Below are 6265 nucleotides of genomic sequence, written 5' to 3'. Positions count from 1 at the left end.
GGTTGAAGGTCAGCGTTCGAATATATCGATCGACCAAAGTCGACGTCGGTAGCAAACCGATTGTCATGGCGACGACAAACGTCATCGTGGCGCAGACAAAAGCAGCGGGAACCAGGCGCAGGAAGCGCGCTCTGATGAATTGCCATGGCGTGGCGCTCGCGGCAGAAAAAGCGATGACGAAGCCCGATATGACGAAGAATATCTCCACGCCAAAACGCCCCCAAAAGGTGAAGGGTGCCAATTCAGGGAACGATGCCGCCCCCTGAACCACAGATTGCGGAGTTGACCCTTTCACGGCCCAAGACCAGAAACCTAGGTGAAAGACCATGACGGCGAGCGCTGCGAATATGCGCGCAATGTCTAGCCCGACAAGACGCGGCTTCACCCCGAATTGATGTGTCAAAGTATTATCCCGCCCATTTCGCCTATCGGCGGGCAACTTGTAGCTGAGATGACTTCACGTCTCAACAGCAAACCAACTCGTCCGACCGCTGGTCAGATGCGTCACCCGCACCCATTCACCGGTCTCCGCCTCACGGCCTAGCGGCACCTTCACCTGTCCCCAGACCTTCGCGGCCTCGACATCGCTGCCCGCCTGAACCTCGGCACGCTTCACGGCTCTGCCGTCGCGCATCATCTCGACTGTGAAATTCGCCATCGCCCTCACTCCCCGGCCCGACCATAGCCATCATCCTTCGAAAGGAAAACCCATGGACACTTCGTTCAAGGGCGCCGCGGTGCGCCTGCAAGACATCGATATCCCGCGCATCGGTGCAGAGATCGCCGTTGGCGAGGACGAACTGCATGCCTTCATGGACGTCGAGGCGGCAGGATCCGGCTTTGATGCGACCGGCCGGCCGAAGATGCTGTTCGAACCGCATGTCTTTTACCGGCTTCTCGGCAAGGGCATGAAGCGGGACGCTGCGGTCAAGGCTGGGCTCGCCTATCCGAAATGGGGCATGAAGCCCTATCCCAAGGACAGTTACCCGCGCCTGGTCAAAGCGATGGCAATCGACGAGACGATCGCGTTGATGGCCGCTTCGTGGGGCCTGACCCAGATTCTCGGCGAGAACCATCGCGATGCCGGCTACACTTCACCGCAGGCGCTGGTAACGGCGTTCTTGGCATCCGAGGCCAACCATCTCGAGGCGACAGTGCGCCTCCTGGTCGCTTGGAAGATCGACGACGATCTGCGCGCGCATCGCTGGCCGGTCATCGCCAGGACTTGGAATGGTCCCGGCTACAAAAAAAATGCCTACGATACCAAGATGGCCGCCGCCTTTGCCAAATGGCAAAAGATCAGGGACACGCCTTTCTCGGCAGCGGGGGATCCTGTTTCGGCTGAGCCGGTGTCGATCGCCGCGGTGGTGTCGCCCGTCGACAAGGCAACGGTTGAGCGCGTCCAGCAGCAGCTGAAGGATCTCGGTTATACCGAGGTTGGCGGCGTCGACGGCAAGGCCGGCGACTTCACTGCAGCCGCGATCCGTGCCTTCCGCTCTGACAATGGCCTGCCGGCCGGTGACGACATCGATGACGATCTGCTGCTGTCCCTGCAGAAGGCCAAGCCGCGGGCCATTCCCGCGGCGCGCGCGGATGCGCCGGCCGACGTCGTGCGCGACAAGGTGCCGGAGGTGAAGACGAACTGGCTGACCAAGGTCGGCGCGTTCTTCACCGGCATCATCGCCCTGGTCGGCAGCTTCTTCGACGGCATCATCGGCAATCTCGGCGCCGCCAGCGGCTATATCCAGCCGGTCAAGGATGCTGCTGGCGACGTGCCTGGATGGGTCTGGATGCTGGCGATCGCGGCTGTTGCCGGCGGGCTGTTCCTGGTCGCCCGCCATGGCGAGGCCAAGGGCGTCGAGGCGTTCAAGACGGGGGCACGGCGCTGATGGGCGCCATCATCTCGCTCGTCGCAGGCTTCGCCGGCGTCCCCCGGCCTCTGGCCGGCATCATCGCGTGGGCCGTCCTGGCCGTCGCCGTCTCGGGCGCGGTCTGGGGCGGCTACACACTCATCAAGCATTGGGGCGCCGAAGAGTTGCGCACCCAGATTGAAAGGGAGAATACCAATGCGGTTCACAAGGGCATTGACGCTCGCATGTCTCTTGACGAGTGCCTTGACGCTGGCGGCGTGTACGACTTCGGGCATCAGCGGTGTGACGCCGCTACGACAGGCCCTCGGTAACAGCCTCGCCGGCGCACAGGGCAAGACCGTTGCCGACCAGAACAAGATCGACCGCACCATGGCGCCAGGCTGCGCGGTGAAGCTCTACACGCGCGCCGAATGCGATCTGCACACCAAGGCGAGCGCTGCGCGACGAGCGGAGCTCAAGACATGATCGTGCTGCGCATCGCTGGCGGCATCCGCGAGCATTTCGGGATGCGCGTCACCGAATGGATCATGACCGGAGCGCTGTTCGGCTGGTCCGGTTGCCTGGCAATGGATCCGCTGACCTTCGACCGATCGCCGTCGATGGCCATCATCGCTACCTACGGCAATGAAGCTTTCTGGGCCAACGTCTGTCTCATGACTGCCCTGCTTCGGCTCGGGGCGCTCATCGTCAATGGCACCTTCAAGGGTTTCCGCTACTCGCCCCATTTCAGGGCTGGGGCTTCCATCGCGTCGTGCGTGTTTTGGGGCCAAATTGCGCTCGGCGTCCTCGTTGCCGTCCTGACGGCCGATGGCTCCGGCACCGGGGTGATCGTCTACCTCACCTTCATGACGATCGAAATGTGGAACCTTTTTCGGGCATGGGCTGATGTCGGTGCTTCGCAGCGGAGGCGTTGATGATCCTTGGCATTCCGGCCGAACAGTTGGTGCCGATCGCCAATTTCGTGGGATTGGCGTTGCTCGGCCTCCTGGCGATGCTCGGCCTTCGCTTCGGTCGCGGCACAGTTACGCCGGCGGAGCGCCAGGTCGAAGTCGCCGGTGCCCTCATCGACAACAGCGCGGTCAAGGAGCTGGCCGCCTCGATCGAGGGCTACACAATGGAACTGATCGCCGGGCGCGCTGACAATGAAAAGCAGCGCCAGGCCATGTATCGGCTGATCGAGGTCGGCAACCGCTTCGTCGACGAGGTGGGGGACCTTCGCCGCGATATTGGCGACCTGGCAAAGGAGATCGCGCGATCGAAGTGATCCGCGCCCGGGAAAAGCCCGCCGTGCCGAAGGTGCGGCGGGCTTTTGCGTTTCAAGAGGGGCAATCGATACGCAAAAGCCAAGGGCGATCGCTAGTCCTGCGGGTTTCAACTTTGGCCGCTTTTGCGCCAATTCGACATCCGAGGTAGTCGAAACCCAGCGTTGGTGGCTTTGCGGTTTTCACTGGCCTGTCACGCCGGAACTCTAACAGCGCGCGTTGCAGGAACGCCTAGCGAACATCCGTGGGACTTCCCGTGGGACTTTCTGTCCGGCAGTGACGGTATTGAACAGGAATGATCGGCTTCTGTTCTCCTGCGCCGTTTTAGCGCTTGCACCCCAACCCTTGAATATATATGGCTTTCCGCGGTCCGGAGTGTAGCGCAGCCCGGTAGCGCACTTGACTGGGGGTCAAGGGGTCGTCGGTTCGAATCCGGCCACTCCGACCATTAACATCCTGAAATTGTTGAGAGATTTTTCAACCGCCCCAGCGGTTGCTCTCGCATTTTCAGAACAAAGCGCGGTCAAATCGCCCGTTCTGGAACGTAAAGTCCCGAAAAAGTCCCGAAGTAAATGAGCGAATGTTCTTCATTCGTACCATTCGGCGATTCCGCGTGGCAACTGATCGATCGACCGTTCTTCAATCGGAGCAGAGATGCACATCCTAGAAATTAGACCCGCGCCACCCGGCGATGGGCGGACGCTCGCGCGTTTCGACCTTCAGTTGGTCGATGGCGTGCGGCTCTACAATCTGAAGCTCACAGAAAAACCAGATGGCAGGCGGCGCGTCTTTGCGCCGTCCGCGTTCGGCTGTGCCGCCGCGACTTTTAACAACGAAATTGCAGATCAAATTGTGCGCGCTGCGAGCGCCGCATTGGGAGAGAATAACCGTGAGCAGCACCAGCGCGCAGCATAAAGAAGCCTCCACAGATTCCGCCGCTGAAGTCCGCGTCCACGTCGAAACCCTTCACCAGCTTGCCGCCGGCATCGATGGCGTGCTTGTGGTTTCGACCTTCCATGCTTCTATCGTTGCCGACGATGACCGTCCTGGCACAATCACGCATCACCCGATTGGCGATGTCGACGGCATGGTTGACGCAATCGCGGCGCATCTCGATACGCCAGGCGCCAACGTTTACGTCGGCCTGCAGGTCATGCAGAAGGGTATCGCCCGCGGCAAACGCGGCACTGAGGCGGATATCGTTGCCGTACTCGGTCTTGTCGCCGATATGGATGGAGACACCGGCAAAGTCGGCGACTTGCCGATTGAACCTAACATCATTCTGGAGACCTCGCCCGGCAACGGCCAGCCCTTTTGGTTGTTCGATCGGGCGCTAACACCGGGTGAGGCTAAACCGCTTGCCGTCGCGCTGAAGCGGGCGACCGGCTCTGACCACGGAACCGCGGACATCGCTCACGTGTGGCGCGTTCCCGGAACAATGAACTGGCCGAACCGAAAAAAGCTGGAGCGCGGTCGCTCGCCGGATCCTGTTAGCGTCATCGTTGCGCAAGGATGGGACGGCAGCCTTACCAGCGTTGAGGCGTTGACGGATGCGCTGGCTCCGTGGATGCACGCGGCTGCCGAGTGCACGCCGGTTGCGGTTGGCGACCTTCCCGATGCAGCCTCGCTGGATGTAGGCGAGAAGGCCGCTGCATTCTTGGCCGCCAATGAAGTCGGCGACCGTTCCGCCCATGCCGCGCGTGTGGTCGAGCAGTTGGCTTTTGACGGGCACACCGCCGAGTCGGCACTCGCCTTGTTTCTTGCCGCATCCGGCGACTGGCTCGCGAAATACGCGACGGAAGAACTTGCCAGAAAGGACTTTGCCCGTTGCTGGGGCAAGCACGGCGCAAAGCATGGCGAGCAGCGCGAGGCCGCTGCGGCAATGGTCGGTGACATTACCAAGAAAGCGCTTCCCCAGCCGGCGAACGACAACACCGCACCAGTCGACCTATGGGCGCGCCATACGCACCCGTCGCTGCCATCCGGGCTGCTTCCTCCTGTCATTGAGGAATACGCACGAGTCCAAGCCGAGATGATGGGCGTTGACGCTGGCGGCCTTGCGGCATCGGTCTTGGCCGTCTGTGCGGCCGCAATCCCGGACAGCATTCAGTTGAAGGTAAAGCGCCATGACGACTGGATGGAATCGCCGCGAATTTGGGTCGCGTTGATTGGCAGCCCGAGCACCAAGAAAAGCCCGCTCATTGCCAACGCCACGGCTCCGCTGAAGAAACTCGATCGTGAACTTTATCGCGCCTATATCGAAGCTAAGGCTGAATATGATGGGCTGGACAAGGAGGTAAAGAAGACCGCGACGCCACCGAAGCACGTCCGGCTCCGGCTCGAAGATACCACCATCGAGGCTGCGCAGGAGGTGCTGAAAGACAGTCCGAATGGCGTTCTCTGCCTTCAGGACGAGCTTTCAGGCTGGTTCGGTTCCATGGATAAATATTCAGGGAACCGCGGCGCCGCGAAAGACCGCGCCTTTTGGCTTCAGTCCTTCAACGGCGGAAACTACACCGTCAACCGGATTGGCCGGGGCGCTGTCTGGATAGATAATCTATCTGTTTCGATGCTTGGCGGAATTCAGCCGGAGCCGATGCGGAAAGTCGCTGGCGATGCCGTGGATGACGGCTTGCTGCAACGGCTCTTTCCTATCGTGCTAGGCAGCGCATCCATTGGCAAAGACGAGCCGACCCCGCCCGTGGTTGCGATGTATGCGGCCCTTGTCGAGCGGCTCCACGGCCTTAGCAAACCGCTTGCTGGCGGCATGATAGAAGTGTCGTTGCGGTTTGATGAGGGCGCTCAAGCCGTCCGCAATGAACTGGAGGCGAAGCACCACGCGATGGCTGCCGGATGGGAGGCGGTGAACAAGAAACTTGCCGCCCATATTGGAAAGTACGATGGGCTGTTCGCTCGGCTATGCGCCATCTGGCATTGCGTCGAGTCAACGGGGAATCGCCCTGCTTCCGAAGTGAAGGAAGACACGGCGCGCCGTGTTGCGGCGTTCCTGCACGACTTCCTGTTTCCGCACGCCATTACCTTCTATGCGGACGTGCTGGGGCTTTCCGAGCGGCACGACGCGTTGCTGGCGACTGCCGGCTGGATACTTGCCCACCAGCCGCCGAGCGTAAC

The 6265-nt window shown here is 61.2% G+C and carries 9 protein-coding genes and 1 tRNA gene; 8 read left to right on the top strand and 2 right to left on the bottom strand.

Going from position 1 to position 6265, the window contains the following annotated elements:
• Positions 1-403, bottom strand: a 403-nt coding sequence (locus EN750_RS14320; protein ID WP_145967643.1) for an acyltransferase family protein, incomplete at its 3' end; no start/stop codon positions are given.
• A 54-nt stretch (positions 404-457) separates the two neighbouring features.
• Entirely contained in the window at positions 458-658 is a 201-nt protein-coding gene (locus EN750_RS14315; RefSeq protein ID WP_127396802.1) for a hypothetical protein, read from the bottom strand.
• 52 nt (positions 659-710) lie between these two features.
• On the opposite strand from EN750_RS14315, the gene EN750_RS14310 reads away from it, so the two are divergent.
• The 8 genes from EN750_RS14310 to EN750_RS14280 all read left to right on the top strand — a co-directional run.
• Positions 711-1889 carry an N-acetylmuramidase domain-containing protein gene (locus tag EN750_RS14310; protein WP_127396801.1) on the top strand — a complete coding sequence of 393 codons (1179 nt, stop codon included), beginning with the start codon at positions 711-713 and terminating at the stop codon, positions 1887-1889.
• The gene (locus EN750_RS39955; protein WP_210212744.1) at positions 1889-2182 is read left to right on the top strand and encodes a hypothetical protein; all 294 of its coding nucleotides are present in this window, start codon (positions 1889-1891) and stop codon (positions 2180-2182) included. The genes EN750_RS14310 and EN750_RS39955 overlap by 1 nt, the downstream gene beginning before the upstream one ends.
• Positions 2154-2336: a hypothetical protein gene (locus EN750_RS14305; RefSeq protein WP_245482705.1), complete on the top strand. Its 183-nt coding sequence runs from the start codon at positions 2154-2156 to the stop codon at positions 2334-2336. Before EN750_RS39955 ends, EN750_RS14305 begins: the two co-directional genes overlap by 29 nt.
• Complete coding sequence (locus EN750_RS14300) at positions 2333-2785, top strand: hypothetical protein (protein ID WP_127266597.1); 453 nt, start codon at positions 2333-2335, stop codon at positions 2783-2785. Before EN750_RS14305 ends, EN750_RS14300 begins: the two co-directional genes overlap by 4 nt.
• Positions 2785-3135: a hypothetical protein gene (locus EN750_RS14295; RefSeq protein ID WP_127266596.1), complete on the top strand. Its 351-nt coding sequence runs from the start codon at positions 2785-2787 to the stop codon at positions 3133-3135. Before EN750_RS14300 ends, EN750_RS14295 begins: the two co-directional genes overlap by 1 nt.
• A 369-nt stretch (positions 3136-3504) precedes the next feature.
• Positions 3505-3581 (top strand) — tRNA-Pro (locus tag EN750_RS14290).
• Positions 3582-3787: 206 nt separating this feature from the next.
• Positions 3788-4048, top strand: a complete 261-nt coding sequence (locus EN750_RS14285; RefSeq protein ID WP_127396799.1) for a hypothetical protein — start codon at positions 3788-3790, stop codon at positions 4046-4048.
• On the top strand, positions 4023-6265 hold a 2243-nt coding region (locus EN750_RS14280), incomplete at its 3' end, for a DUF3987 domain-containing protein (RefSeq protein WP_127396798.1). The genes EN750_RS14285 and EN750_RS14280, both read left to right, overlap by 26 nt.

It is taken from the genome of Mesorhizobium sp. M7A.F.Ca.ET.027.03.2.1 (assembly GCF_003999175.1).
Lineage (GTDB): Bacteria > Pseudomonadota > Alphaproteobacteria > Rhizobiales > Rhizobiaceae > Mesorhizobium.
The sequence above is the reverse complement of the archived record's forward strand: the minus strand, read 5'-3'. Positions and strand labels throughout refer to the sequence as shown.

Coding starts and splice junctions, on each gene's coding strand:
- EN750_RS14300 (WP_127266597.1), top strand. CDS start 2,333: ATGATCGTGCTGCGCATCGCTGGCGGCATCCGCGAGCATTTCGGGATG.
- EN750_RS14295 (WP_127266596.1), top strand. CDS start 2,785: ATGATCCTTGGCATTCCGGCCGAACAGTTGGTGCCGATCGCCAATTTC.
- EN750_RS39955 (WP_210212744.1), top strand. CDS start 1,889: ATGGGCGCCATCATCTCGCTCGTCGCAGGCTTCGCCGGCGTCCCCCGG.
- EN750_RS14285 (WP_127396799.1), top strand. CDS start 3,788: ATGCACATCCTAGAAATTAGACCCGCGCCACCCGGCGATGGGCGGACG.
- EN750_RS14310 (WP_127396801.1), top strand. CDS start 711: ATGGACACTTCGTTCAAGGGCGCCGCGGTGCGCCTGCAAGACATCGAT.
- EN750_RS14315 (WP_127396802.1), bottom strand. CDS start 658: ATGGCGAATTTCACAGTCGAGATGATGCGCGACGGCAGAGCCGTGAAG.